Source organism: Brevundimonas sp., from assembly GCF_035626535.1.
Taxonomy (GTDB): domain Bacteria; phylum Pseudomonadota; class Alphaproteobacteria; order Caulobacterales; family Caulobacteraceae; genus Brevundimonas.
In genome coordinates this window covers 25416-46960 of sequence record NZ_DASPNO010000017.1, presented here as the reverse complement: position 1 = coordinate 46960, position 21545 = coordinate 25416, and the positions used below count along the sequence as shown (strand labels likewise).

General features: G+C 69.6%; 20 protein-coding genes and 1 tRNA gene. 9 read left to right on the top strand and 12 right to left on the bottom strand.

Going from position 1 to position 21545, the window contains the following annotated elements:
* Window positions 1-16 precede the first annotated feature (16 nt).
* Complete coding sequence (locus VEC04_RS02470) at window positions 17-724, bottom strand: Crp/Fnr family transcriptional regulator (RefSeq protein ID WP_324773516.1); 708 nt, start codon at window positions 722-724, stop codon at window positions 17-19.
* 140 nt (window positions 725-864) lie between these two features.
* Here VEC04_RS02470 and VEC04_RS02465 point away from each other — a divergent pair, with 140 nt between their 5' ends.
* Both VEC04_RS02465 and VEC04_RS02460 read left to right on the top strand, forming a co-directional pair.
* The gene (locus tag VEC04_RS02465; protein WP_324773514.1) at window positions 865-1167 is read left to right on the top strand and encodes a 4a-hydroxytetrahydrobiopterin dehydratase; all 303 of its coding nucleotides are present in this window, start codon (window positions 865-867) and stop codon (window positions 1165-1167) included.
* The gene (locus VEC04_RS02460; protein WP_324773512.1) at window positions 1164-1946 is read left to right on the top strand and encodes an SDR family oxidoreductase; all 783 of its coding nucleotides are present in this window, start codon (window positions 1164-1166) and stop codon (window positions 1944-1946) included. Before VEC04_RS02465 ends, VEC04_RS02460 begins: the two co-directional genes overlap by 4 nt.
* 10 nt (window positions 1947-1956) lie before the next feature.
* On the opposite strand, the gene VEC04_RS02455 is transcribed toward VEC04_RS02460, so the two are convergent.
* On the bottom strand, window positions 1957-3249 hold the full coding sequence (locus VEC04_RS02455) for a hypothetical protein (RefSeq protein ID WP_324773510.1): 1293 nt from the start codon (window positions 3247-3249) through the stop codon (window positions 1957-1959).
* Window positions 3250-3411: 162 nt separating this feature from the next.
* Between VEC04_RS02455 and VEC04_RS02450 the strand changes: the two genes are divergently transcribed.
* Together VEC04_RS02450 and VEC04_RS02445 are read left to right on the top strand one after the other, a co-directional pair.
* Window positions 3412-3488, top strand: a tRNA-Arg gene (locus VEC04_RS02450).
* A gap of 91 nt (window positions 3489-3579) precedes the next feature.
* Window positions 3580-4014, top strand: a complete 435-nt coding sequence (locus VEC04_RS02445) for a surface-adhesin E family protein (RefSeq protein WP_324773508.1) — start codon at window positions 3580-3582, stop codon at window positions 4012-4014.
* Window positions 4015-4020: 6 nt separating this feature from the next.
* Here the strand turns inward: VEC04_RS02445 and gyrB are convergent, their stop codons facing one another.
* Window positions 4021-6471: a DNA topoisomerase (ATP-hydrolyzing) subunit B gene (gene gyrB, locus VEC04_RS02440; RefSeq protein WP_324773506.1), complete on the bottom strand. Its 2451-nt coding sequence runs from the start codon at window positions 6469-6471 to the stop codon at window positions 4021-4023.
* A 255-nt stretch (window positions 6472-6726) separates the two neighbouring features.
* Window positions 6727-7689 (bottom strand): malate dehydrogenase, encoded by a 963-nt coding sequence (gene mdh / locus VEC04_RS02435; protein WP_324773504.1) that lies wholly within the window; start codon window positions 7687-7689, stop codon window positions 6727-6729.
* 107 nt (window positions 7690-7796) lie between these two features.
* Here mdh and VEC04_RS02430 point away from each other — a divergent pair, with 107 nt between their 5' ends.
* From VEC04_RS02430 to VEC04_RS02420, 3 genes are all read left to right on the top strand, one after another.
* Window positions 7797-8576: an EcsC family protein gene (locus tag VEC04_RS02430; RefSeq protein WP_324773502.1), complete on the top strand. Its 780-nt coding sequence runs from the start codon at window positions 7797-7799 to the stop codon at window positions 8574-8576.
* Between the two features lie 74 nt (window positions 8577-8650).
* The gene (locus tag VEC04_RS02425) at window positions 8651-9538 is read left to right on the top strand and encodes a hydrogen peroxide-inducible genes activator (RefSeq protein ID WP_324773500.1); all 888 of its coding nucleotides are present in this window, start codon (window positions 8651-8653) and stop codon (window positions 9536-9538) included.
* An 87-nt stretch (window positions 9539-9625) separates the two neighbouring features.
* Entirely contained in the window at window positions 9626-12475 is a 2850-nt protein-coding gene (locus VEC04_RS02420) for a pitrilysin family protein (RefSeq protein ID WP_324773498.1), read from the top strand.
* Between the two features lie 3 nt (window positions 12476-12478).
* Here VEC04_RS02420 and VEC04_RS02415 read toward each other — a convergent pair whose 3' ends face one another.
* The 4 genes from VEC04_RS02415 to VEC04_RS02400 all read right to left on the bottom strand — a co-directional run bounded on the left by VEC04_RS02415 (window position 12479) and on the right by VEC04_RS02400 (window position 15917).
* The gene (locus VEC04_RS02415) at window positions 12479-13303 is read right to left on the bottom strand and encodes a serine protease (RefSeq protein WP_324773496.1); all 825 of its coding nucleotides are present in this window, start codon (window positions 13301-13303) and stop codon (window positions 12479-12481) included.
* A gap of 4 nt (window positions 13304-13307) precedes the next feature.
* Window positions 13308-13751, bottom strand: a complete 444-nt coding sequence (locus VEC04_RS02410) for a DUF350 domain-containing protein (RefSeq protein WP_324773494.1) — start codon at window positions 13749-13751, stop codon at window positions 13308-13310.
* Between the two features lie 150 nt (window positions 13752-13901).
* The gene (gene rlmN / locus VEC04_RS02405) at window positions 13902-15077 is read right to left on the bottom strand and encodes a 23S rRNA (adenine(2503)-C(2))-methyltransferase RlmN (RefSeq protein WP_324773492.1); all 1176 of its coding nucleotides are present in this window, start codon (window positions 15075-15077) and stop codon (window positions 13902-13904) included.
* A gap of 429 nt (window positions 15078-15506) precedes the next feature.
* Complete coding sequence (locus VEC04_RS02400) at window positions 15507-15917, bottom strand: metallopeptidase family protein (protein WP_324773490.1); 411 nt, start codon at window positions 15915-15917, stop codon at window positions 15507-15509.
* Between the two features lie 118 nt (window positions 15918-16035).
* Here VEC04_RS02400 and VEC04_RS02395 point away from each other — a divergent pair, with 118 nt between their 5' ends.
* Window positions 16036-18360 (top strand): PAS domain-containing sensor histidine kinase, encoded by a 2325-nt coding sequence (locus VEC04_RS02395; protein ID WP_324773488.1) that lies wholly within the window; start codon window positions 16036-16038, stop codon window positions 18358-18360.
* 179 nt (window positions 18361-18539) lie between these two features.
* Window positions 18540-19394 carry an HAD family hydrolase gene (locus VEC04_RS02390; protein WP_324773486.1) on the top strand — a complete coding sequence of 285 codons (855 nt, stop codon included), beginning with the start codon at window positions 18540-18542 and terminating at the stop codon, window positions 19392-19394.
* Between the two features lie 3 nt (window positions 19395-19397).
* Here VEC04_RS02390 and VEC04_RS02385 read toward each other — a convergent pair whose 3' ends face one another.
* The 4 genes from VEC04_RS02385 to VEC04_RS02370 form a co-directional block, all read right to left on the bottom strand.
* Window positions 19398-19727 (bottom strand): PilZ domain-containing protein, encoded by a 330-nt coding sequence (locus VEC04_RS02385; protein WP_324773484.1) that lies wholly within the window; start codon window positions 19725-19727, stop codon window positions 19398-19400.
* Entirely contained in the window at window positions 19724-20524 is an 801-nt protein-coding gene (locus VEC04_RS02380) for a kinase (RefSeq protein WP_324773482.1), read from the bottom strand. The genes VEC04_RS02385 and VEC04_RS02380 overlap by 4 nt, the downstream gene beginning before the upstream one ends.
* A gap of 7 nt (window positions 20525-20531) precedes the next feature.
* Window positions 20532-20852: a 2Fe-2S iron-sulfur cluster-binding protein gene (locus VEC04_RS02375; protein ID WP_324773480.1), complete on the bottom strand. Its 321-nt coding sequence runs from the start codon at window positions 20850-20852 to the stop codon at window positions 20532-20534.
* Between the two features lie 92 nt (window positions 20853-20944).
* Complete coding sequence (locus VEC04_RS02370) at window positions 20945-21508, bottom strand: DUF4142 domain-containing protein (protein WP_324773478.1); 564 nt, start codon at window positions 21506-21508, stop codon at window positions 20945-20947.
* Between the last annotated feature and the right edge of the window lie 37 nt (window positions 21509-21545).

Here is a 21545-nt window from a genome sequence, read left to right as displayed (position 1 = left end):
GCAGCACGACACCGGCTCAGTGCATCGGCGAGCTGGGTCGCGGCACGCCGAGGTCCTTCATCACCGCGCGGATCATCGCGTAGCAGCCGCAAGACGCCTTCTCCAGCGCCTTGCGGTCCAGCACCTCGACCCAGCCACGGCCGCGCCGGATCAGTCCCTTCTCCTCCAGCGCCGACCCGACCTCGGACACCGTGGCCCGGCGCACACCCAGCATGCCCGCGATATCGGCCTGGGTCAGGGCGAAGCGATCCGCGTCGGCGCGGTCGTGGATGGTCAGCAGCCAGCGGGCCAAACGCTCGTCCAGCCGATGCTGCGCGTTGCAGGCCGCGGCCTGCTGCACCTGGGCGAACAGGCTTTCGGTGAATTTCGACAGCGCGGCCCGCATCCCCTCGCTGTCGCTGAGCGCGTCGGCGAAGACCCCGGCGGGGCAGCAGGCGGAGACCCCGTCAACCTGGGCGACGGCGCGGCTGGCGGCGCGGGCGTTGAGCGGGCCGCAGGTGACCCCAACCAGTCCCTCGCGCCCGATGGCCGCCGTCTCGATCATCCGGCCCCCATCGACAAGCGTCATCAGCGAGACCACGCCGCTCATTGGAAACCAGACCTCTTCGACAGACTCCCCGGCGTCATACAGCACCTGTCCCTGGCTGAAGGGACGCTCGTTCAGATGCGGCTCGATCCGCTGTCGGTCGGCGGGCTCGAGCGCGGCGATCCATAGATTGTCCATGTCCGGGCTCCAGCATTTCGGGCGTGACGCTCGGTAACGCTCAAGCTTCAACCGCGTTCCTGTGTCGGAATTCGGCGTCTTGTGGCCCGGAGGCGCGCGCGATACGGCTCGGGAGGGATCGTGGAACGAAGGACGGGACGATGGCTGAGCGGCTGGATGTTGACGAGGTCCTGAAGGCGCTGCCGTCATGGCGCGCCCATCCCGGCGACCGGCCCGCCATCGAGCGCAAGCTGGTGTTCGCGGATTTCAACGCCGCGTTCGGCTTCATGACCCGCGTGGCCCTGCTGGCCGACAAGGTCGACCATCATCCGGAGTGGTTCAACGTCTACAACCGAGTCGAGGTCGTGCTGACCACGCACGACGCCGGCGGAGTGACGCGGCGCGATCTCGACATGGCCCGCTTCATCGACGAGACCGCCGCCGCCATGGGCGCGAAGGCGTGAGCGGCCGCGTCGCCGGCAAGACGGCCCTGGTCACCGGCGCCGCCGGCGGACTGGGCCAGGCCATGGCGCGGATGCTGGCCCGCGAAGGCGCGAGGGTCGCGGTCACCGATATGAACCTCGAAGGCGCGAGGGAGCTGGCCGGGGAGATCAACGCCGATCACCCCGGCGCCGCCTTCGCCTTCGCCCATGACGTCACGGACGAGGCGCAGTGGGCCTCCGTGGTCGATCAAGCTGCGGCGGCAATGGGCGGGCTGTCGATCCTCGTCAACAACGCCGGCATAGGCTGCGACTTCGTCTGGTCCGAGCAGGACACGCTGGAGAACTGGCGCCGCGTTCAGGCGGTCAACGTCGAGTCGATCATGCTCGGCTGCAAGCACGCCATGCCGCACCTGCGGGCCTCGGGGGCCGCCTCGATCGTCAACATCAGCTCGGTCGCCGGACTCGCCGCCGCCCCGGGGATGGGGGCCTACAACGCCACTAAGGCCGCCGTCTGGATGTACACCAAGACCATCGCCCTCGAGGCGGCGAAGGGCGGCTGGAACGTGCGCTGCAATTCGGTCCATCCGGTCTTCATCAAGACGCCGATCCTCGATCCGTTCGTGGCCATGGCCGGCGGCGATGAGGCGACGGCGCACGAGAAGCTGGCCCGCGGCATTCCGCTGAAACGTATCGGCGAGCCGGACGACGTGGCGTACTGCGTCCTCTATCTCGCCTCGGACGAGTCGAAATTCGTCACCGGCGCCGAGTTCAAGATCGACGGCGGCATGCTGGCGCAGTGAGTCTCCGGGTTCAGTCTATGTCGGCGGGCAGTATCTGGCTCGAGAGCAGCGTCTCCATCGCCTCCCAGCGATCCCGCCCCTGCCGTTCGACCCAGGCCTGCACCACATCGCGGCCGAGGCCGTAGTTGATGATGTAGCTGCGGTAGGTGTCGATGAAGCGCAGCCGCTGGGTCGCCTTGGCGCGGTCGGCGAGGCTGTATTTCATCAGCTGCTCGATGGCCGTGTCACGGCTGATGCGGCCGGCCAGATAGGCGTCGGCGATCGTGTATTCCGCCCGGGCGAGCTGTCGGGTCAGCGCGGCCAGCTGCGCCTTCTTTTCCACCGTCGACGGATCCAGACCGGCCAGCGGGAACAGCACTTCGCGCTCGAAGTCCGTGCCCTCGTCGCCCGGGAAGGCGAGGTCGATGCCGTAGTTGGCGCTGCCCTCGGCCACGAACGACATGGGCGAAAACAGCGGATAGACGCTCATCTCGACCCAGCCGCGGTCGGTGACGAAGGTCTTCTCCAGCAGCGCATTGTAGACGTGGTGGCCCGGGTAGCCTTCGTGGCAGCCCAGATCGATCGCCCGCTCGGTGTAGATCGGGAAGTCGGCGTTGATCTCGATCTTCGAGTGCGAATTGCCCTGGTAATAATTATACCCCGACCACGGCTTGTCGCTGACGAAGGCGAGGGTGAAATTCTCGTTGGCGGGCAGGGTGATGTGCTGCGCGGTGCGGCGGCGGCATTCGGCGATGGCGGCGTCCATGACCACCTGCAGCCGGTCCTTCGGAATGACGTAGTGGGACTTGAACTCGGTGACCCGCTCGGCCAGCGAGCCGGGCCCCGGCAGGAGGGCGTCGATCTCGGCCAGAACCGGGTCGTAGGAGGACAGGGGCCGCAGCTCGGGGCGGACCCCGAACAGCGCCTCGGCCTCGTCGGCGAAGCTCAGCTTCTCGCCGGAGAGCATGCGCAGCCGGGCCGCCGCCGCCGAGACATGGGCGAGCAGATAGGCCCTGCGCTGCGCCACGGCCGGCTCCGCGCCGCGGGTCGATACCGCGTTCAGCCGGTCGGTGAGGGTCGCGGCGCCCTGGATCAGCTGCGGAATCTCGCGCGGATTGGCCTCGGCCGCCGCCAGCCATTCCGGCGGGCCGTAGTAGGCGTCGACGTAGCCTTCCTCGCGTTCGCCGATCTCGAGGATCAGGGCGACGTAGTCCCGGGCGATGGCGTCCAGGCTATCACCCGACGGGTCCGCCGGACCGGCCGGTGCCATGGGGGTCGCGCAGGCGCCGACCAGCAACAACAGGGCGAGAAGAACCGCACGCATCGAAAACCCTCCATCGTCGAAGCGGCGGCAGGCTAGAGCAGGACGCGCCGCGGCGGACCATTACAAATCGTCCAGAATGCTGCGGGGTTCAGGCGCGCATTCGGGATTGAGGGCGGAGCGGACCTGCTGTAAGCCCCTTCGTCCCGGCTTTGGCCGTCAGACGCACCCGTAGCTCAGCTGGATAGAGTACTGCCCTCCGAAGGCAGGGGTCAGAGGTTCGAATCCTCTCGGGTGCGCCATTCTCCCATCACATCGCAGCGACCGGCGCGGGGGCTCTTGCCAAGCGCCCGGCGCGGGGCATCATGGCGGGGCTGATCTGGGGAGGTCACAATGAAAATCGCCGCATCCATTGCCATCGTCGCATTCGCACTGGGGGGACCGGCCGCGGCCGAAACGTGGCAGGCGTTTTCGCGCAGCACCAACAACGCCTTCATGGCCGACGCCGACAGCATCGTGAGCGTGGACGGGATCACCTCCATCAAGGTCGCCACCGTGCCCCGCGCCGGCGAATCCGGCGACCGGAGCCATTCTGTCGAGACCTACCAGTTCCGCTGTGACGCCGGGCAGTGGCGCACCGCCGGCGTGGTCGAGTACGGGCCCGACGGAAGCGAGATTGGGCAGTATCCGGAGGACGACGCCGCATGGGAGCCGCTCCGCCGGGACACCATGCCCAACTACCTGAAGGAGATCGCCTGCGATGGCGCGCGCGCCGTGCCGCCGCACTGGCCGTCGATCCAGGCCTTCATCGACGCCGGGCGGCCATAGCGGCGGTCAGGCGTCGACGGCGGCGTCCAAGGCGTTGGCCTGGATGAACTCCCGACGCGGCTCGACCACGTCGCCCATCAGCTTGGCGAACAGGTCCGAGGCGTCCTCCTGGTGTTCGACGCTGACCTTGAGCAGGGTGCGGGCGTTGGCGTCCAAGGTGGTTTCCCACAGCTGCTCGGGATTCATCTCGCCCAGACCCTTGTAGCGCTGGATGGCGATGCCCTTCTTGCCCGCGTCTAGGACCGCTTCGAGCAGGTCCAGCGGACCGCGGATGGTCACGGTCTTGTCCTTGCGGCGATAGACGGCCAGCCTGTCGAACAGGCCCTCGAAGGCAGCGGAGCGTTCGGCCAGACGGCGGGCGTCCAGCGACCGGATGAGGGCCTCTTCCAGCACGACACGCTCGGTGACGGCGCGGCGCACGCGCTCGAACACCACCGCGCCCTGGGCGCCCGGGGAACCGGTCCAGTCGCCGTCGCCTTCCTCGGCGTAGAGGTTGAGACGGGCGGCCGCCTTCGACGGATCGGCGGCCTTCTCGTCGAACAGGCCGGCCAACGCCGCCTGCTCGACCGCGAAGGCGGGTGCGCGCTGCGACAGGCGATCGACGCCGGCCTTGAAGGCCTTGGCCTCCCGGACCAGAGCCTGCAGATCCAGACCGACGCGGCGCTCGCCGTTCGGCAGGTCCAGCTCGGCCTCGGAGGAGCCCTCCTCGATCAGGTAGGAGTCCATCTCCGCCTGGTCCTTGAGGTATCGCGACTGCTTGCCCTTGGAGACTTTGTAGAGCGGCGGCTGGGCGATGTAGACGTGGCCGCGTTCGATCAGCTCGGGCATCTGCCGGTAGAAGAAGGTCAGCAGCAGGGTCCGGATGTGGGCGCCGTCGACGTCGGCGTCGGCCATGAGGATGATCTTGTGATAGCGCAGCTTGTCGGCGTTGAAGTCATCGCGGCCGATGCCGGTGCCCAGCGCGAGGATCAGGGTGCCGATCAGATCGGAACTCAACATCCGGTCGAAGCGGGCGCGCTCAACGTTGAGGATCTTGCCCCGCAGCGGCAGCACGGCCTGGTTTTCGCGGTTGCGGGCCTGTTTGGCCGAGCCGCCGGCGGAATCGCCCTCGACGATGAACAGTTCGGCCTTGGCGGGGTCGCGTTCCTGACAGTCGGCCAGCTTGCCGGGCAGGGAGCTGATCTCCATCGCCGTCTTGCGCCGGGTCAGGTCGCGGGCCTTGCGGGCGGCCTCGCGGGCGGCGGCGGCCTCGATGATCTTGGCGACCACCTGTTTGGCCTCGACCGGGTGTTCCTCGAACCAGGTCGACAGGCCCTCGGAGCACAGACCCTCGACAGCCGGCCGGACCTCGGACGAAACCAGCTTGTCCTTGGTCTGCGAACTGAATTTCGGATCCGGCACCTTCACCGACAGCACGCAGGTCAGACCCTCGCGGGCGTCTTCGCCGGAGACCGAGACCTTCTCCTTGCGCGCCGCGCCGGCGGCGTCGATGTAGCTGCTCATGACCCGCGTCAGGCTGGCGCGGAAGGCCGACAGGTGGGTGCCTCCATCCCGCTGCGGGATGTTGTTGGTGAAGCACAGCATGGTCTCGTGGTAGCTGTCGTTCCACCACAGGGCGAGATCGATCTCGATCCCTTCCTTCTTGCCGCGGATGACGATGACGTCCTTGAGCAGCGGCGTCTTGGACTTGTCTAGGTGGCGTACGAAGGCTTCGACGCCGCCCTCGTAATGCAGGATCTCCTCAAACGGCTCGGCGCCGCGGTGGTCCTGCAGCTTGATGACCACGCCCGAGTTCAGGAAGGCCAGCTCGCGCAGCCGGTGCTCCAGCGTCTTCAGGTCGAAGTCGATGTGCGAGAAGGTGGTCACCGACGGGAAGAAGGTCACCTCGGTGCCCGACAGCGGCTGCCCGGCCCGCTCGCCGTCGGTGCGGATCGGGGCGTCACCGGTGACGCGCAGGCTCTCGACCGTGTCGCCGCGCTCGAAGCGCATCTCATGGCGCTTGCCGTTGCGGTAGATGACCAGCTTCAGCCAGTCCGACAGGGCGTTGACGACCGAGACGCCGACGCCGTGCAGGCCGCCGGAGACCTTGTAGGAGTTCTGGTCGAACTTACCGCCGGCGTGCAGCTGGGTCATGATGACCTCGGCCGCCGAGACGCCCTCGCCCTCGTGGATGTCGGTCGGGATGCCGCGGCCATTGTCGGTGACGGTCACGGAGCCGTCGGCGTTGAGGATCACCTGGACCAGATCGGCGTGACCCGCCAGCGCCTCGTCGATGGCGTTGTCGACCACCTCATAGACCATGTGGTGCAGGCCCGAGCCGTCGTCGGTATCGCCGATATACATGCCGGGCCGTTTGCGCACCGCGTCCAGGCCCTTGAGGACCTTGATGGAATCGGCGCCGTAGGCGGCCTCTTCGGCGGTGTCTTCGTGGCGCGCGGTCGGGTTCTGGTCGGTCATATATTCGGTCGGATCATCGCCCGCTTCGGGCCGGAAAGGACGGCGGTCGCGCCGTCCGGAATCATCTGTTTCCGGACAGCGAATCTCATCCGCGCCGGAACTGGCAAGATATAGGATTTTCCGGGGAAATTGCGAGCGAAACCGACGCAGTTCCACAGGTGTGGAACTGCGTCGGGGACGGGTGTTCAGAGGCGCCCGGGGCCTGTTCCGGGAGGGGCGGGGCGGCCGGCGGCTGGCCGACCGCGGCCGAAGGTCTCAGGCCAGCGAGCTGTCGATGTCCTTGCAGGCCTGGATCAGGCCTTGGACCGACTCCACCGACTTCGCCAGCATGGCCTTTTCGTCCTCGTTGGTGGTGAATTCGATCACCTTCTCGACCCCGCCCGCGCCGATCAGGGCGGGGACGCCGACGTAGAGGTCCGACAGGCCATATTCGCCGGACAGCCAGACGGCGCAGGGCAGGACGCGCTTCTGGTCGAGCAGGTAGGAACGGGCCATGGCCACGGCGCTCTCGGCCGGGGCGTAGAAGGCCGAACCGGTCTTGAGCAGGGCCACGATTTCGCCGCCGCCTTTACGGGTACGGTCGACGATGGCGTCCAGCTCTTCCTGAGACAGGAAGCCGGCCCCGACCGCGTCGGGCAGCGGCAGGCCGCCGACGGTCGAATGGCGCACCATCGGCACCATGTCGTCACCGTGGCCGCCCAGGGTCCAGGCGTTGATGTCCTGGATCGACACGCCGGTCTTCTCGGCGAGGAAGTAGGCGAAGCGCGCCGAGTCGAGCACGCCTGCCATGCCGACGACCTTCTCCTTCGGCAGACCCGAGAATTTCTGCAGCGCCCAGACCATGGCGTCGAGCGGGTTCGTGATGCAGATGACAAAGGCGTTCGGCGCGTGCTGTTTGATGCCCTCGCCGACGGCCTTCATGACCTTCAGATTGATGCCGATCAGGTCGTCGCGGCTCATGCCCGGCTTGCGCGGCACGCCGGCGGTGACGATACAGACGTCGGCCCCGGCGATATCGGTGTAGTCGTTGGCGCCCTTGAGCGCGACGTCGGTCCCGATCACGGCGGTGGCTTCGGCGATATCCAGCGCCTTGCCCTGCGGCGTGCCCTCGGCGATGTCGAACAGGACGACGTCGCCCAGCGCCTCGCGCGCCGCGATGTGAGCGAGGGTGCCGCCGATCATGCCGGCGCCGATAAGGGCGATCTTCGCGCGAGCCATTCTGTCTGTCTCCGGGGGGAAGGGGGTTGCGGTGCGATACCGCGGTCGGCCGGGGTCTAGACCCGCGCGCCCAGGCCTGCAACCGTGACGCCGCGTCAGGAGAGCCGATGGCCAGCCCGCCCGAAATCGTCAGCGTCGAGGACACCCCGGCGGACCTGATCCCGGTCGCCGACGAGGGCGCGATTCGGGCGGAGCTCGAGGCCTGGCGCGCCAGGGTGCTGAAGCGACCAGGCCTCTGGGACAAGGCGTCGCGGGCGGCGCAGGACAGCATCAATCGCGCCATCCCCGAGCGCGTGCACGCCGTCGTCACCTCGGGCGTCGAGGCGATGACCAAGGGCATTCTGACGGGTTCGGAGGTCCTCAGGGCGCGGCCGCCGGCGGGCGGGTCCCTGGCGGCGCGCGAGGCGAAGGCGCAAGCGATCATCCGCGCCTGCCGGAATGCGGCCAGCGTCGAGGGCGGCGTCGCCGGCGCCGGAGGCTTCCTGCTCGCCGCCGCCGACTTCCCCGCCCTGATGGCCATCAAGGTGCGGATGCTGGCGGACATCGTGGCGGTGTACGGATGGGGCGGCGGGGCGGCGGCCGAGCGGCTGTTCCTGCTGCACATCTTCCACCTCGCCTTCGCCAGCGCGAAACGGCGGCCCGAGGCGCTGAAGGCGCTGGAGGACTGGATCGCCGGCATGAACCAGCCGGACGGCGTGGCGGACTACGACTGGCGGCGTTTCCAGCAGGAGTACCGGGACTATATCGACCTGGCCAAGATGGCCCAGCTGATCCCGGTAGTCGGAGCGCCGATCGGCGCGGTGGTCAACTGGCGACTGGTCGAGCGGCTCGGCGAGACGGCGGTGATGGCGTGCCGGTTGCGGTGGTTCAGCCCCGCCGAAACCTAGAACGCCAGCGCCCGCCTCAATAGCTTCAGTCGATTGCCTTTGATTCAGGGATAGCGGGAGCCTATTTCGATCCCATGCTCCCCACCTTGCGCCAGCTCCAATATCTCAAGCTCCTCGCCGAGCACGCTTCGTTCAGCCGCGCGGCGGAGGCGGCGCATGTCAGCCAGCCGGCGCTGTCGGCGGGGGTGCAGGAGCTGGAGCGCATCCTGCGCGCGCCGGTCGTCGAGCGCACGCGCGGCAATGTGCAGCTCACCGCCGTGGGCGCCGAGGCAGTGCGGCGGGCCGAAGACGTGCTGGCCCGGACCGAGGATCTGGTCGAGGCGGCGAGAAACGCCGGCAAGCCCCTGTCCGGCCGCTTCCGGCTGGGCGTGATCCCGACCGTGGCCCCCTTCCTCCTGCCGGCCAAACTGCCGGCCCTGAAGGAGACGTATCCCGCCCTGCGGCTGTTCATCCGCGAGGACCTGACGCCGCGGCTGGTGGGCGGCTTGAAGGCGGGACAGCTGGATGCGGCGGTGATCGCCCTGCCCTACGCCGCTCACGGCATCGACCACGCCCGCATCGGCGACGACGAAATTCTGGCGGCGGCCCCCGCAGGTCATCCTCTGGCGGGCGCGGGCCCGATCCCGCCGGGCTCGCTGAGGGCCGAGGACCTGATCCTGCTTGAGGACGGCCATTGCCTGCGCGATCAGGCGCTGGCCGCGTTCGACATCGACCCGCCGAAGGGCGACGACGTCTTCGCCGCCACCTCGCTGCACACGCTGGTGCAGATGGTGTCGTCAGGCCTGGGCGTCAGCTTCCTGCCCGAGATGGCTGTGCGGGCGGGGCTGGCCGACATGCCCGGCGTGGTGGTCCGTCCCATCGCCGCCAGGGCGCCGCGCCGCGAGATCGTGGTCGCCTGGCGCACCGGCTCCAGCCGGGCCGCCGAGGCGAAGCTGCTGGCCGAGGCGCTGCGGATCGACTGAGGGCGCATTACGACTCCGTAAGGTGCGCCTGCTTTCGGCCCTGATAGGGTCGCCTCGCCCGCACCGGCGGGCGTTCGGAGCCGCCCCATGAAGTCCCGCCTGATCCTGACCGTCGCCGCCTCGGCGCTGCTTCTCGGCCTGCCCGCCGTCGCGCCCGCGATCGCCCAGACCGCCCCGGCCGCCGCCCCGGCGGGCGAGATCGTCGTGCCGCCGCTGGGCTTCCGCGAGCGCGTCCTGCCGAACGGGCTGAAGGTCTACACGGCGCGCGATACGGCCACCTCGAACGTGACGGTGCAGGTCTGGTACAAGGTCGGGGCCAAGGACGATCCGGAAGGGCGTTCGGGCTTCGCCCACATGTTCGAACACCTGATGTTCAAGGCGACCCGCAACCTGCCGCAGGAAACCTTCGACCGCCTGACCGAGGACGTCGGCGGCACCAACAACGCCTCGACCGGCCTCGACGTCACCAACTACTACGAAACCGTGCCGGCCCAGCATCTGGAGCGGATGCTGTTCGCCGAGGCCGAGCGGATGGGTTCGCTGGTCGTCGACGAGGCTTCGTTCGAGAGCGAGCGGGACGTGGTCAAGGAGGAGTTCCGGCAGCGCGTGCTGTCGACCCCCTACGGCCGGTTCCAGCGCCTGCACTCCCAAGCCTTCATCTATCAGACCAGCCCCTACCGCCGGCCCGGGATCGGCTCGATCGCCGACCTCGACGCGGCGACGATGGACGACGTGCTGCGCTTCCACGAGACCTTCTACCGGCCCGACAACGCCTATCTGATCGTGGCCGGCAATTTCGACCAGGCGCAGCTGGACGCGTGGATCGACCAGTATTTCGGCGGCATAGAGAATCCCGACCGGCCCCTGCCCGAGAACAACGTGCCGGAGACCTTCGGCCCGGCCCGCGAGGCGACCTTCTACGGCCCGAACGTGCCGCTGCCCATGGTGCAGATCACCTGGCCGACCGTGCCCTACAACCACCCGGACCGCGCGGCGCTCGACGTGCTGGACGGCATCCTGTCGACGGGCGAGAGCTCGCGGCTCTACCAGTCGCTGGTCTATCGCCAGCAGATCGCCACCACCGCCTCCTCCTCGAACAGCCAGCAGCAACAGGTCGGGGTGCTCAACACCTTCGCCATCATGAGCGACGGCAAGACCGCGGATGAGGGTCTGGCGGCGCTGCGGACCGAGGTGGCCCGGCTGCGCGACGAGCCGGTCAGCGAGGCGGAAGTCGCCGAGGCCAAGACCGAACTGACAGCCCAGGCCCTGCGTGGACTGGAGACCATCGACGGCCGCGCCTTCCAGCTCGGCTACGCCCTGATCATGACCGGCGACCCGACGGCCGCCGACCGCGACATCCCGAACATCCAGCGGGTCACCGCCGCGGACGTGCAGCGGGTGGCGCGCCAGTACCTGACCGACGATCGAGCCATCGCCATGCGCTATCTGCAGGCCGACGACGCGCACCCGGTCTCCGAGGTGCAGGAGGTCTTCACCGCTCCGGTGACCCTGGCCGAGCTCGCGCCCGCGGGCGAGCCGGTCACCCTGCTGCCCGAAGGCCAGCGTACGCCGCTGCCGGAGCCGGGCGCGGCCATCGACGCGGCGACGCCGCAGGTGGCGGAGCGCCGTCTCGCCAACGGCATGCGGGTGCTCGTGGCGACGAAGCCGGGCCTGCCGCTGGTCTCGGCGCGGCTGAGCTTCAACGCCGGAACGGCGGACGACGCCGCGGCCGGCAAGGCGGGCGTGGCCAATCTCACGGCCTCGCTGCTGACCCAGGGCACCGAGACCCGCTCGGCCCCCGAGATCGCCACCGAGATCGAGCGGCTTGGGGCCGACATCGGCGCCGGGGCCGGCGTGGACTTCACCAACGTCTTCGCCTCCTCGCCGGCCAATGTCTTCCCGCAGACCATGGCCCTGATGGCCGACATCGTGCGCAATCCGGCCTTCACCGCCGAGGACCTCGACCGCGAAAAGACCCAGACCCTGAACGGCCTGCGCGTGCAGCTGGCGCAGCCCGGTCCGGTGGCCAGCCTGGCGGCGGCCCGGGCGGTCTACGGCGACGCGCCCTACGCCGTCCCCGGCTCGGGCACGCCCGCGTCGATCCCGTCGATCGGGCGCGAGGATCTCGTCGCCTTCCACGGCGGCATGTACCAGCCGTCGAACGCCACCCTCGTCTTCTCGGGCGACATCACGCCGGACGCCGCCTATGCGCTGGCCGAGCAGGCGTTCGGCGACTGGCAGGCCGGTCCGGCGGGGGCCCCGGTCGCGGATCCGGCCGGTCCCGCGGCCGCGCCGCGCGTGATCGTCATCGATCAGCCCGGCGCCGGACAGGCGGCGGTCGTCGCGGCGATGCGCGGGATCGCCCGCACCGACGAGGACTATTTCCCGGTCCTGGTCGGCAACGGCGTCATGGGCGGGGGCTTCTCTGCCCGCCTGAGCCAGGAGATCCGCATCAAGCGCGGCCTCAGCTACGGAGCCTACTCCAGCCTCAGCGCGCGCGAGGACGAGGGCCTGCTCTCGGCCTCGGCCCAGACCCGCAACGACGCCGTGCCGCAGGTGGCGGAACTGATCCTGGCCGAGATCGCGCGCCTGTCGGCGGAGCAGGCGACCGAGGCCGAACTGGCGCCTCGCAAGGCGACCTTGGTCGGATCGTTCGGGCGTTCGCTGGAGACCGTCGACGGTCTCGGCGGTCTGGTCGCCAACCTGGCGCTCTACGGCCTGCCGCTGACGGATCTGGCCAGCTACGACGAGGACGTCAACGGCGTCACTCCGGCGCAGATCCAGGCCGCCGCGGCGGAGCATCTGCCGGCCTCGAACGCCAGCCTGGTCGTCGTCGGCGACGCCTCGGTCTTCATCGAGGCGCTGCGGGCGAAATATCCGAACGTCGAGGTAATCCCGCTGTCCGACCTGAACATCGACTCGGCGACGTTGCGGTAGGCCTCAGCTGGACAGGCAGACGACCTGGGCCACGCGGAGGTCGCGGCGCAGGTCGTCGGCGACGAGGCCGTAGTTGTCGATGGTGACGGTGCGGCCCGTGAGCGGCTCGTCGGCCTTCTGCAGGCCGCGGATGGCGGGGCCGAAGGTGTCGGGCGAGGTGGTGTAGATGCGGCCCCGGCGCGGGCTTTCGGCGATGGTGACGCCGACGGCGCGGCCCTGCCGGTCCAGCACCGGCGCGCCGGACAGTCCGGCGAGGGTGCCGCCCAGCCGGTCGGTGCGGCCCACTTCGGCCCAGGCCAGCACGGGCTCGTCGCGCTGGCCCCGGCCGCGCACCCGAAGCGTCTCGCGGCCGAGCAGACGCGAGGTGACCTCGCCGGCGCGGCCCTGCGGGAAGCCGGGATGGAAGGCGCGCTGGCCCTTGCGCAGCGGCCCGTCGCCGACGACTGGTATCGCCGCCGGTCCGCCGGCGGTCTGAAGCACCGCGATGTCGGCGCGCGGGGCGAGGCGGACGTCGGCGGCGACGGCGCGGTCCCCGCCGACCATTATGGCCGGCCGGCGGCAGCCCTCGACCACGTGCCGGGCCGTGACCCAGCGGCCCTCGTCCGCGATCGAGAAGGCGGTGCCGGCGGCGGGCTGGAAGGGGATGTCCGGGGCGTTGACGGTGACGGCGGGATCGAACGGGGTGACCGGGCCGAGCAGGGCGCCTTCCATCTCGTCCGGCGGTGGCGGGGCCGGTGGGGCGTCGGCGTTCTCCCGCTGGCCGAGGGAGAGGCCGATCAGGGCGGCGAGGACGAGGGTGTAGATCACCCAGTCGGGCGGACGGGCCATCGCCTCAGCCGGTCAGGGCGGCGGCCAGGATGACCGCCGTGGCGAGCTTGGCGCCGACCAGCAGCACGGCGGCCGAGACCTCGCCCTCGCGGATGCGCTGGGGCAGGCCGGTGAGCAGCAGGTCGACGATGCGGAACACCAGCAGCTGGAGCACCACCGTGGCGACGCCCCAGATCAGGATGTCGCGAACCGAGGTCGAGACGCTGAGACTGATGGCCAGCGGAACCGCGAGGCCGACCAGCACGCCGGCGAAGGCCACCGAGGCGGCGGCGTTGCCCTCGCGGATCAGGGAGATCTCCTTCCACGGGGTCAGCAGGGCGTAGATCACCGCGCCGGCGACCAGCAGGCCCAGAGTCACGCCGAGATGGAGCACCGTCGTGGGGAAGCCGGTAGCGAAGGCCTGAACCTCGGGGCTTTCGAGCACGGTGGTGAGAGACGAGGAGTCCATGGCTGTCCGGGCGGCTGACACAGCAAGGCTGTGCCCCAATCCCGCCCCAATCCGCAAGCGTGGCGGAGCCACAGTTGGTGAGGAATTGTTACGGGCCCAGGTGGGCCTACCTCGCTTCGCGCTACTTGAGGCCGAGGATTCCCGCCGCCTTCAGGCGGCTTCGACGGTTCCGGCGGCGGCGGCCTGTCCGGCGCGGCGGACGCTGGCCCGGACCTTTTCGCTCTCGGACTTCAGCTGGCCGCAGGCGGCGAGAATGTCGCGGCCGCGCGGGGTGCGGATCGGCGAGGCGTAGCCGGCCTTGTTGAGGATGGCCGCGAACCGCTCGATGGTCTTCCAGTCCGAGCATTCGTAGTCCGTGCCCGGCCACGGGTTGAACGGGATCAGATTGACCTTGGCCGGAATGCCCTCGATCAGCTTCAGCAGGGCGCGGGCCTCTTCCGGGCTGTCGTTGACGCCCTTGAGCATGACGTATTCGAAGGTCACGCGGCGGGCGTTGGAGAGGCCCGGATAGGCGCGGATGGCGGCCATCAGCTGTTCGAGATTGTACTTCTTGTTCAGCGGCACCAGCACGTCGCGAAGGGCGTCGTTGGTGGCGTGCAGGCTGATCGCCAGCATGGCCTGGGTGCGGGTCCCCAGCGCCTCGAGTTGCGGCACCACCCCCGAGGTCGAGACCGTGATCCGGCGTCGCGACAGGGCGATGCCCTCGTTGTCGGAGATGATGTCGATGGCGTTGGCGACGTGGTCCAGATTGTAGAGCGGCTCGCCCATGCCCATGAACACGATGTTCGACAGGCGGCGGTCTTCCTTGGGCGACGGCCATTCGCCGAGGTCGTCGCGGGCGACCTGGACCTGGGCCACGATCTCGGCGGCGGTCAGGTTGCGGACCAGCTTCTGGGTGCCGGTGTGGCAGAAGGTGCAGTTCAGGGTGCAGCCAACCTGCGACGAAACGCACAGGGCGCCGGCGCGACCCACATCGGGGATGTAGACGGTTTCGATCTCGATACCCGGGGCGGTGCGGATCAGCCATTTGCGGGTGCCGTCCTTCGACACCTGCCGCTCGACGATCTCGGGACGGGCGAGGGTGAAATGCCCGGCCAGTCTGGCCTGCATGTCCTTCGCCACATTGGTCATCGCCGCGAAGTCGGTGACGCCGTAGTGGTGGATCCAGCTCCACACCTGCGAGGCCCGCATCTTCGCCTTCTCCGGCGGGCAGACCCCGGCGTCGATCAGCGCCTGACGCAGTTCGGCGCGCGTCAGACCGGAGAGGTTGACCGCGGCGGTCAGAACGGCCGCTGACGTGCGCGAAAGGTCGAGCGTAAGGCTCAAGGGGACATCCTTGGGTGGCGGGAGGCGCGCCTTATACCACAGATCGGGCTGGTTTTAAGGCGGGGGAGGGACCGGGGCGCCGGCGAAAAAAACGGTGTGTCAGAGTCGGCAGAGTCGGCGCCGGAAAATGGTGTGAGAGTCGGCAGAGTCGGCGCCGGAAATCGGTGCGGCAGAGTCGGCAGAGTCTACATCCTCGAATGACGAGCGCCTGTAGACGGCGGTCGGGGGATAGGATTGTCAAAGACCACGGCACGCGAACGCCGACAGTATGGGCCGGCGGTCTCCTCAGGCGCGTTCATGACGCTGTCGCCGGGACGTTGTGCCGGAAATACAGCGGGTTGGCTGTTGAAAGTGTGATGGCTGGCGGCGAATTTGCAGCGCAGCAATTCTAGTCCCTTCTCCCTCCGGGGGAGAGGATTCGCTTTTGCCCTAGTCCGCCGCGTCCTCGATGTGGTGGATCTGGTCGTCGTCGAGGCCGAAGTGGTGGCCGATCTCGTGAATCAGGACGTGGGCGATGATCTCGGACAGGCCGACGTCGCCGCGCTCGCACCATTCGTCGAGGATCGGGCGGCGGTAGAGGAAGATGCGCGACGCCTCCGGGGCGGGGCCGAGACCCTCGCGGCGGCCGATGTCGACGCCGTGGTAGAGGCCGGTGAGTTCGAACGGGTCCTCCATCTCCATCATCGCCAGGGTCTCGTCGTCGGCGAAGTCGTCGACGCGGATGACCACGTCGCCCGCCAGCGAGCGGAACGGCTCGGGCAGGCCGTCGAAGGCCTCGCGCGCCAGCCGGGCGAAGTCGTCGAGGGAGGGGGCGAGTTGGTCGGTCCAGCGGCTGCTCATGCGGAGCCATATCGGACCTCCGGAGCATCCTCGCAAATCCCGCGACGCGGGTTATGGTTACCGAATCGGTATTGGGCGGCCCGCGTAACGGGGCCGGGGCGCGGAGCAGAACGACAGGATGGCCGAGGCCGACATCGCCTATGTCGCGACCGCGGGCGCCGCGGGGCTGGCGCTGGCGCTCAGCGCCTGGGCGGCGCGGCTGCGCGGGCGGCTGGCCGAGCGGGCGCAGACGGCCGAGGCGGAACTGTCGGCGGCGCGTATCGCCCTCGCCGACCGTGACGGGGCGCTGGCGGCGTTCGAGGACGCGCGGCTGGCCCTGACCCCGGACGGCCACACCCGGCGGCTGGGCGCGGCGGCGGCGTGGAACGCCATCACCCGTGAACTGGCCGGGCAGGAATGGCCCGAGGTCGATCCGGCGCTGGTCGTGCTCGACGCCGTGCGCGCGGCGGCCGGACCGCGGCTGGACGCCCTGATCGACCAGGGCGAACCCTTCGACGCCGTGCTGGACGGCGCCGGCGGGGCGTGGGCGGTCGAGGGACGATCCTCGGCGGGGGCGGCGTGGCTTCGGCTGTCGCGGCTGGGGCTGGTGGGCACGGCCGCGGAAAGCGGGCTGGGACTGCTGGCCGACGCCTATCCCGCTCCGACCTGGATCACCGACGCGGCCGGACGTCTGGCCTGGGCCAACAAGGCGTGGCTGGCCGAGATGAAGGCCGACAGCATCGACGCGGCGCGGGAGAAGGGCCTCAGCTTCGACCGCGGAGCCGACGCCATCGTCGCCGAGGCGGGGCGGCTGCATCAGCGGCAGGAGGGCTTCCGCTGGACCACCGGCGGCGGACGGCGGCGGGCGTGGCGCATCGTGGCCGAACCCGCGCCCGGCGGGGCCGGAGCGGTGCTGGCCTTCGCCCTCGACATGACCGAGGCGGAAGAGACGCGCGACACCCTGCGCCGCCACGTCGAGGCCCATGACGAGACGCTGAACCACCTCGCCGACGCCGTGGCCATCTTCGGCCCGTCGAAGCGGCTGGCCTTCCACAACACCGCCTTCCAGCAGCTGTTCAACATCGATCCGGCCTGGCTGGACGAGCGGCCGACGCACGCCGAGCTGCTGGACCGGCTGCGCCAGCGCCGGCTGCTGCCCGAGGTCATCGACTACGCCGGCTGGAAGGCCAACGAACTGGACTTCTACGGGGCTTCCGAAGCCGCGCCGGACGACAGCTGGTCCCTGCCCGACGGCCGCACCCTGCGCGTGGTGCGCCAGCCGCACCCGTTGGGCGGGGTGCTGCTGCTATTCTCGGACATCACCGACGAGCTGCAGCTGCGCAGCCGGTTCAACGCCCAGATCCAGGTGCAGAAGGCCACGCTCGACAAGCTCAACGACGCCGTGGCCGTGTTTGGCTCCGATGGCCGCATCCGCCTGCACAACGAGGCCTTCGACACCTTCTGGAACGTACCGGGCGAGGCGCTGGACGCGGCCAGCGATTTCGACGCCATCGCCGCCCTGTGCCAGGAGACCATGCCCGACCCGGCGCTGTGGCTGGGACTGAAGGCGCGGGTCGCCGACCCCGATCCGGAAAGCCGGGTGCCGATCGCCGGCGAGGGACGCACCGCCGACGGCCGCATCGCCTCGTGGCAGACCCGGCCGCTGCCGGACGGCGCGACTCTGGTGGCCTTTTCGGACATTACGGCCCGGCGCGGGCTGGAGCAGGCGCTGGCCGCCAAGGCCCAGGCGCTGGAGGAATCGACGGCGCTGAAGCGCGAGTTCGTCGGCAGCGTCAGCTACGAACTGCGCACGCCGCTGACCACCATCGTCGGCTATTCCGAACTGCTGGAGACACAGGCCGATCTGCCGGAGCGCAGCCGCCAGCACGCCGGGGCCATCCGGGTCGCCGCCAGCCAGCTGGCCGGCTCGATCGACGACGTGCTCGACATGGCCCAGATCGACGCCGGCGAGATGGAGCTGACCCTCGGCGACGTGCGCGTCTGCGACCTGCTCGAAGAGGCGGCCGACAAGGTCCGCGAGCGGATCGAGGGCCGCGGCGCGACCCTGACCGTGACCTGCCCGACCGGCCTGAAGCCGATCCGCGCCGACGCGCAGCGGGTCGGGCAGGCGCTGGGGTATCTGCTCGACAACGCCGCCCGGGCGGTGTCGGAAGGCGGCGCCGTGACCCTGACGGCGGAGGCCGCGCCGGCCGAGGTGCGCATCCGTGTCGAGGACACCGGGCGCGGCATCCCCTACCACCTGCAGGCCCATGTCTTCGACCGCTTCGTCAAGCGCGAGCGGGGCGGGCCGGGCGTCGGCCTGGCCCTGGTCAAGGCCTTGGTCGAACTGCACGGCGGCTGGGCCGAGGTGGAGAGCGAGCCGGGCAAGGGCGCGGCCTTCATCCTGCACCTGCCGCTGGAGGCGACCAGCGTGGCCGCGGCGCCGGAGTTGAGGCTGGGATAGCTTCCGCATTCCGCTCATCCCGGCGAAAGCCCGGACCCGGCGCCTTGGGTGGCCGCTCTCTGATCCGATGTCCCCGGCGGTCGTCCCGAGGTGCGAGTTTCAAGCTGGACAGCGCCGGGTCCCGGCTTTCGCCGGGATGAGCGGAAGACTATGGAGGGTTCAGTCCCGCAGGATTCCCCATGGCCAAACTCCTCAAGACCGCGCTGATCTACGACTTCGACGGCACGCTCGCGCGCGGCAACATGCAGGAAGTCACCTTCATCCCCTCGGTGGGGATGGGGATCGGCGACTTCTGGGGCGCGGCGGACAAGCTGACCCGCGAGGCCGACGCCGACAACATCCTGATGTACATGCAGCTGATGCTGCAGCGGGCTCGGGAGAACGATCACCCGATCACGCGCGAGCTGCTGGCCGGGCACGGCGAGGACGTCAAGCTGTTCGACGGGCTGAAGTCCGACCTGACCGGCAAGGGCTGGTTCGAACGCATCAACGCCGTGGGCGAGAAATACGGGCTGGAGATCGAGCACTACATTATCTCGGCGGGGCTCGAGGAGATGATCGACGGCTGCCCGATCCGGCCGGAGTTCCGGCACGTGTTCGCCTCGAAATTCGTCTACGACGAAAACGGGGTGGCCATCTGGCCGGCGGTGGGCGTCAACTACACGACCAAGACCCAGTATCTGTTCCGGATCAACAAGGGCGTGCTCAATCACTGGGAGCACGAGAAGATCAACCGCTTCATGGCCGACGACGACCGGCCCGTGCCGTTCGACCGGATGATCTTCCTCGGGGACGGCGACACCGACGTGCCGACGATGAAGATGATGCACACCAAGGGCGGCTTCTCGATCGCGGTCTACGACCCGCGCAATTCCGAGCGCGACCAGCAGAAGATTTACGGCCTGATCTCCGAGGACCGGGTCAATTTCGTCGCCGCCGCCGACTACCGCGAGGGGTCGGCGCTGGACCTGATCGTCAAGGGGCTCATCGGCCGGATCGCGATCAACGCCGGGACGATGCCCGACGGAGTGTAGCTTCTAGCGGCCGCCGGCGCGCAGGAAGGCGGCGCGGGCGGCGGCGAGGCGGGAGGGGACGAGGCCGCGCAGGGACGAGGCGGCGGCGCTGCGCTTGACGCCAGCCTCCTGTCCCTTGCACCAGACCACCTCGGCCTCGACCGCCGTGGCCAGGGCCATGTCGATGAGCACGATCTGTTTCGGCAGGGCGAGGTTGCGGTCCATGCGCAGGCGTGCGCCCGACCTGGACTGGTCGACGATCAGGCAGGGCAGTTCGAGACCGGTCGTGACGATCAGACCGCGCGTGTTGGCGGGCCAGCGGGGCTCCAGTCTGCGGTCGTCGGGTCGGTTCATCGGACGGTGGTTACCGGCTGACGGTTTCGATCCAGTTTCACTGTGATGCTGGATCGCACGCCGCCCGACAGCATACGCCGGGTGACGCGTTCGAAATACTGGATGAAGCCGGCGAGGCGGGCGCGCTCTTCAGGGGGCAGGTCGGCGGGGGCGAGGCCGAGCAGGTCCGCCTCCTGCTGGCAGCGCCAGTCCAGCACCACTTCAAAGCCGGGCGCCTGCAGAAACAGGATGGCGTCGAAGCGGGCGGCGAAGGCGGCGTAGGGACCGGCGACGAAGCCGTTGACGGCGCGCCGCCAGTCGCCGTCGGGATCGTGGTCGCGCTCGAGGGCGTTGACCGGAGCGGCGAGGGCGGCCTCGTCCTGCGGCAGGGCGCCGAGGCACCAGGCGTCGATCAGGACGGCGGACGGCCGGCCGGTGAACCGGCGCCAGCGCTCGACGGGCCAGCGGTCGTCGCCGCGCTTGTCAAAATCGGGGATGAGGGTTTCGTCGCCGGGGGCGGCGGCGGACAGGCCGTCGATCAGGTCCTGCAGCAGCGCCAGATCGTGCGTGCCGGGGGGGCCGCGGACCACGAACAGCGGATGGAGTTCGCGCGCCAAGGCCCCGCGCTCCGCCCGGGTCAGATAGACGTCGTCGATGGAGATCTGCGCGGCGCCGAAGCGTTCGGCGGCCTCGCGGGCGAGGGTGGTCTTGCCCGACCCTTGCGCCCCGACGATGGCGATCAGCGGCGGGCGGTGCTTCGGACCCGCTGCGATCAGATCGCCGACGAGTTCGACCAGGTCCGGGTGCGCGCGGCCCACGGCCGGCTCAGTGCTGGGATTCGGGCAGCCGCACGATCAGGCCGTCGAGCTCGTCGCTGACCCGGATCTGGCAGGAAAGGCGCGAATTCGGCTGCACGTTCTCGGCGAAGTCCAGCATCGACTCCTCCATGGCCGAGGCGCGGCCGGTCTCGGCCTGGAAGTCCTCGTCGACGTAGACGTGGCAGGTGGCGCAGGCGCAGGCCCCGCCGCAGTCGGCGTCGATGCCCGGCACATTGTTGCGGATGGCGCCCTCCATGACGGAGAGGCCGTTCTTGACCTCGACCACATGCTCGCGGCCGTCGTGTTCGATGTAGGTGATCTTAGCCATCGCACCGCTCTTAGCGCGGTATTCGGCGCTGGCAATGCGCAACGACGCATGGACGGAGGCGGCGGTCGCTCGCCCCCGTCCGTTCGCACGGGTCAGTGGCGGGCCTGACCGCCATGGCCGCCGCCGTCCTGCATGGCGACGATCTCGTTGTAGTGCCGCGCCACGATCGGAACGGCGGTCCCGGCGGCGGTCTTCAGCTGGGGAGTGTCGCCATTGCGGGAGTAGCTGGTGTGCAGGGTCAGCGCCTCCCGGTGCGCTTGCACCTGCTGCTGCTTGTAGAGCGCATCGCGCGCTGTGCCCTGGGCGGCCTGAAGCTGGCGGATCATCTGCGATTTCGGCGCGTCGAGCGCCGGGGGCGGCGGGGTCAGGCCGGCGGCCCGGGCCGCGGCGGCGACCGTCGCCGTCGTCTGGGTGTGATGGTCGATCATCATCTGCGCGAACCCGCGCAGCCCGGCGTCCTGGGTGGTCTGCAGGACCAGCTGGCTGGACTGGATCTCGTACAGATCGCTGGCCCCGGCCATACGGACGAACTCCATGGCGGCGGGCGCAGGCTGGTCCATCGCCGCCTCGGCGACCATGGCGGCCTCCCCGGTCGGCATCGATCCACAGGCGGACACAAGCGCGGCGGCGGCCGCGCACAAAAGCAGGCGTTTCATCGATCAACTCCCTGAAAGCGCAGTGGCGCGCGGGAGG

Bases quoted from the DNA above. Each gene is read 5' to 3' on its own strand.
- VEC04_RS02470 (WP_324773516.1), bottom strand. From the start codon at position 724: ATGGACAATCTATGGATCGCCGCGCTCGAGCCCGCCGACCGACAGCGG.
- VEC04_RS02445 (WP_324773508.1), top strand. From the start codon at position 3,580: ATGAAAATCGCCGCATCCATTGCCATCGTCGCATTCGCACTGGGGGGA.
- VEC04_RS02420 (WP_324773498.1), top strand. From the start codon at position 9,626: ATGAAGTCCCGCCTGATCCTGACCGTCGCCGCCTCGGCGCTGCTTCTC.
- VEC04_RS02370 (WP_324773478.1), bottom strand. From the start codon at position 21,508: ATGAAACGCCTGCTTTTGTGCGCGGCCGCCGCCGCGCTTGTGTCCGCC.
- mdh (WP_324773504.1), bottom strand. From the start codon at position 7,689: ATGGCTCGCGCGAAGATCGCCCTTATCGGCGCCGGCATGATCGGCGGC.
- gyrB (WP_324773506.1), bottom strand. From the start codon at position 6,471: ATGACCGACCAGAACCCGACCGCGCGCCACGAAGACACCGCCGAAGAG.
- VEC04_RS02400 (WP_324773490.1), bottom strand. From the start codon at position 15,917: ATGAGCAGCCGCTGGACCGACCAACTCGCCCCCTCCCTCGACGACTTC.
- VEC04_RS02410 (WP_324773494.1), bottom strand. From the start codon at position 13,751: ATGGACTCCTCGTCTCTCACCACCGTGCTCGAAAGCCCCGAGGTTCAG.
- VEC04_RS02390 (WP_324773486.1), top strand. From the start codon at position 18,540: ATGGCCAAACTCCTCAAGACCGCGCTGATCTACGACTTCGACGGCACG.
- VEC04_RS02375 (WP_324773480.1), bottom strand. From the start codon at position 20,852: ATGGCTAAGATCACCTACATCGAACACGACGGCCGCGAGCATGTGGTC.
- VEC04_RS02425 (WP_324773500.1), top strand. From the start codon at position 8,651: ATGCTCCCCACCTTGCGCCAGCTCCAATATCTCAAGCTCCTCGCCGAG.
- VEC04_RS02395 (WP_324773488.1), top strand. From the start codon at position 16,036: ATGGCCGAGGCCGACATCGCCTATGTCGCGACCGCGGGCGCCGCGGGG.
- VEC04_RS02455 (WP_324773510.1), bottom strand. From the start codon at position 3,249: ATGCGTGCGGTTCTTCTCGCCCTGTTGTTGCTGGTCGGCGCCTGCGCG.
- VEC04_RS02430 (WP_324773502.1), top strand. From the start codon at position 7,797: ATGGCCAGCCCGCCCGAAATCGTCAGCGTCGAGGACACCCCGGCGGAC.
- VEC04_RS02465 (WP_324773514.1), top strand. From the start codon at position 865: ATGGCTGAGCGGCTGGATGTTGACGAGGTCCTGAAGGCGCTGCCGTCA.
- VEC04_RS02385 (WP_324773484.1), bottom strand. From the start codon at position 19,727: ATGAACCGACCCGACGACCGCAGACTGGAGCCCCGCTGGCCCGCCAAC.
- VEC04_RS02415 (WP_324773496.1), bottom strand. From the start codon at position 13,303: ATGGCCCGTCCGCCCGACTGGGTGATCTACACCCTCGTCCTCGCCGCC.